Annotated in this window: 1 protein-coding gene and 1 pseudogene; both read left to right on the top strand. The window is 37.3% G+C overall.

Features of this window, described 5'->3' with window-relative positions; genetic code table 11:
* Positions 1 to 597 (top strand): T9SS type A sorting domain-containing protein (locus BW964_RS22175; protein ID WP_139325918.1); only part of this gene is annotated, 597 nt, incomplete at its 5' end.
* Between the two features lie 7 nt (positions 598 to 604).
* A pseudogene (locus tag BW964_RS22170) lies at positions 605 to 3,726 on the top strand (hypothetical protein); the annotation flags it as partial.

Here is a 3,726-nt window from a genome sequence, read left to right as displayed (position 1 = left end):
TACAATTTCAAAAACCGCGATATTCTGATGGGAATGAGTGTGATTCAGAGCCGGGATGAAAGAGAAAAGAATAAAGACTTTACCAAAGGAATTTTGTTAGGCGGTTATACGCAGGCAGAAGGAAGAATAGAAGCTGAAGATGAAACGTTCTGGATGTTGTATCTGAATCAGGACGGAAATGAACAGTGGAGAAAACATGTGACCGGAGACAAGAGACAGAGAGAGGAGAGACTTTCAGACTTGAAGCTCAACCGGGATGGTTCTATCATTCTGGCAGGAACCAGTGCAGAGGAATTGGGAAAAGAAAACTGGAAGATTGTCAAATTGGGAGATAAACAACTTGATCAGCTAATCGAGAAACAAAACATTAAAATCTATCCGAACCCAGTTTCAGAGTATGCTTATGTGGAAATAGGCTACGATTTTAAAGAGGCTGATATTGTGTTGTATGATATGGGAGGAAGGCAGCTTCAGACGGTGAAAACTAAGAATAAAGTGACGAAGATCAATACTCAGAATTTAATTCAGGGGGCTTATCTGGTAACAATAAAAACGGATAACGATAAAACGGAGAGTGCAAAATTAATTAAGAAATAGAACACAAATGAAAATTAAAAGAAGAATATTATTCTTATCTGCAATGCTATTGGTGATAAACAGACTAGCTGGACAGAGGGACAGATCTATTGTATTCCCACCCACTCCGGAAATTGCTTTAATTGGTAAATTTATAGATCAACCGATGTCTCTGAGCAGAGGAATTCCTGAGATAACAATTCCAGTTTACAATCTTACGATAAGTAATGAACTTTCTTACCCTCTCAGTTTACAGTATCAGGCGGGAGGTATCAGAGTGGAAGAAATGGCGGGAAAAACCGGCTTAGGCTGGAATATGAGCGGAATGGGAATGATTACCCGTACCGTGAAAGATTCTCCAGATGATGCTGCCGGAAGCGGGTATATGTACACTTCTTACAATATTGCTCAATTAAAATCGATGGTTCATGATAGTGAGCAGGGTAATATACTGTTTAATCAGAAGGAATATATTGATGCAGAGCCTGATGAATATAACGTAAGTGCTAACGGTATTCAGTTTCGTTTCTTTTACGATAAACAAAATGCAAGGTTTGTGCAGGCTCCTTTAAGTAACATAAAACTCGAACCTCAATATAACAATGGGCACATTATTTCCTGGATATTGACTGATACGGGTGGTATTAAGTATTATTTCGGAATAAACAATAATGTAGAATATTCTGATCTTTCACAAACGATCACGCTTGCCAGTGATGCTCCAGGAGCTGTAGGAGGCCCCAGCAGTACACTTCCCCATATTCTGACATGGTATTTAGTTAAAATAGAGGACACCAAAAATAATATTTTAGAATTCCAATACAAGCAAAATCCGACTTATCAATATTATTCTAAAGCAGGCGAATCTACAGTGAAATTTTTTCCTAGTGAAAAAGTTAAATACATCAATTACAGTCAGAGAAGAATTACAGCTATGTCTTTGGAAAAAATCAAATATAATACAACTGAGATTGAATTTATTGATGATACAGCTAATAGGCAAGACTTGGCTAATAACAAAGCCCTGAAAGAAATTAAGGTGAAGGAAAATGGGAAGTTAATAAAAAAAGCAGTCTTCAATTACAGCTATTTTACTTCTGACAATTCAAAGCCATACGATCACTATTATTATTTTGCAGAAGACGGATACCGGCTTAAGCTTGATAATGTAAATATCTACAACGGTACGGACTCAATGCCACAGAAATATGAATTTATATATAATTCCAGAAATTTACCGAACAAATACAGCTACTCACAGGATGCATGGGGATTTTATAACGGAGAAAGCAATTCGGAACTAATTCCTAAAACAGTGGGTTATTTTACAGATGCCGGGACTGCAAAGAGAAATGTTTCTTTGGAATACGCCAAAGCCTGTATACTTGAAAAAATTATTTACCCTACCGGAGGATCTATAACTTACGAATATGAATCTAATCGGGTTTCAAGAATTGTACGTCCAGCTGTTGTTAGGTTCGGAGAAACTGAAACCAAGAATTTCTGGCTTGAAGCAGACAGAGATATTGGTCCGGTTAATGTTATCGTAATAGATAAGCCAGAGTACAGAGGGAGATTATCAATCAACCGTCCGGGAAGTACAGTTACATTAAACACCAATGTAGAAGGCTGTACCAATCAATTAAATAGCAGTGACTGTAAATATACTGTAAAAATAGTAGGTGTTAATAATTCTACAAATATGACTATAGCACAGTCTCAGCTATCTCTTAACCTGCCTAAAGGAGAATATGATGTTATCGCTTTAAAAACAGGGAACGGCAATAGCCAGACTTTGGGGTTCAGCGTTGTTGCTTACTGGGATGAACTTTTAGATGATCCTAATAACCTTATTGTTGGAGGACTGAGAACAAAACATATTAAACTTTTTGATTCGGATGGAACTCCATTACTGACAAAACAATATGAATATGATTACATTCAAAATGGAGAGACCATATCCAGCGGCAATATAATGGATTATCCTGTTTTTATATTTAACTACACGGCGGGTCTTAATTTTTCCGAATCTAAAATAAGCAGTACACCAGTCTCTCCTTTGGCTAATCTTGCGATGGCTTCAGTAATTTATGACAGGGTTACCGAAAAAAGGATAGACGCACAATTAAGAACACTTGGACATACAGAATATTCATATACATTTGACATGAAGGCAGACCCTGAATATTACACAGAGGGAACTATTAACAGTGATCTTACCGCTAGTGTATTTAGCTGGAGAAACGGGCTGCTTTTATACAAAAAGGATTTTGATGAGAATAATACTCTTTTGCGTTCAGTCATCAATGAATATACGAGTAAAAATAAATTCTCCATCAGTAATTTCGGAGGGTATTTTGAAGCACGGAAAAAGAACGCCACTCCATTTTACAGCTACCTGTTTTATCCCTTTATTACAGATACTTTTAGCATTGATAAATCTGAAGTAACAGATTATTTGACTGGAAAAGCTGTAAAAAAACAAACACAATATTTCTATGACAATCCTGCTCATTATCAACTTAACAAACAAAAAAATACTTCTCCTGATGGAACCGTTAATGAAACCTCTTACCAGTACGCTCATGAAAAGGCAAATCAGCTGATGATCGGTAAGAATATGATTGGCATTCCTTTAGAAACTTCTACCATACAAACCATTGGAAGTACTACAAAAACACTATCAAGGACAGAAACACTTTATCCAAAGACTACTACTGAGATCACCAATAACAATTCTTCTCTGGTTCTTCCGTTGTTGGTGCTTTCTTATGATCTTCAGAGCAACGTGCCATCGACTGAAGTTATTTATGATAAATATGACAACAAGGGAAATATACAACAATACACTGCAAGAAACGGCATTTCAACAACCATTATCTGGGGCTATAACCAGACCCAGCCTATTGCTAAGATCGAAGGCGCCAAGCTTTCAGATATCAGCCAATCCATCATTGATACCATTGTTAATGCTTCGGATAACGATGCCCAATTAGGTACCGATTCTTCCGAACAGACTTTGATTGCGGCCCTAGACCTGTTCAGAAACAACGCTGCATTATCAGCGTATCAGATCAGTACCTACAGCTATGATCCGTTAATCGGAGTGAAAAGCATCACCCCACCCTCCGGCATCAGAGAACTTTACAA

It is taken from the genome of Chryseobacterium shigense (assembly GCF_900156575.1).
Lineage (GTDB): Bacteria > Bacteroidota > Bacteroidia > Flavobacteriales > Weeksellaceae > Chryseobacterium > Chryseobacterium shigense.
This window is presented reverse-complemented; position numbering and strand designations above follow the sequence as displayed.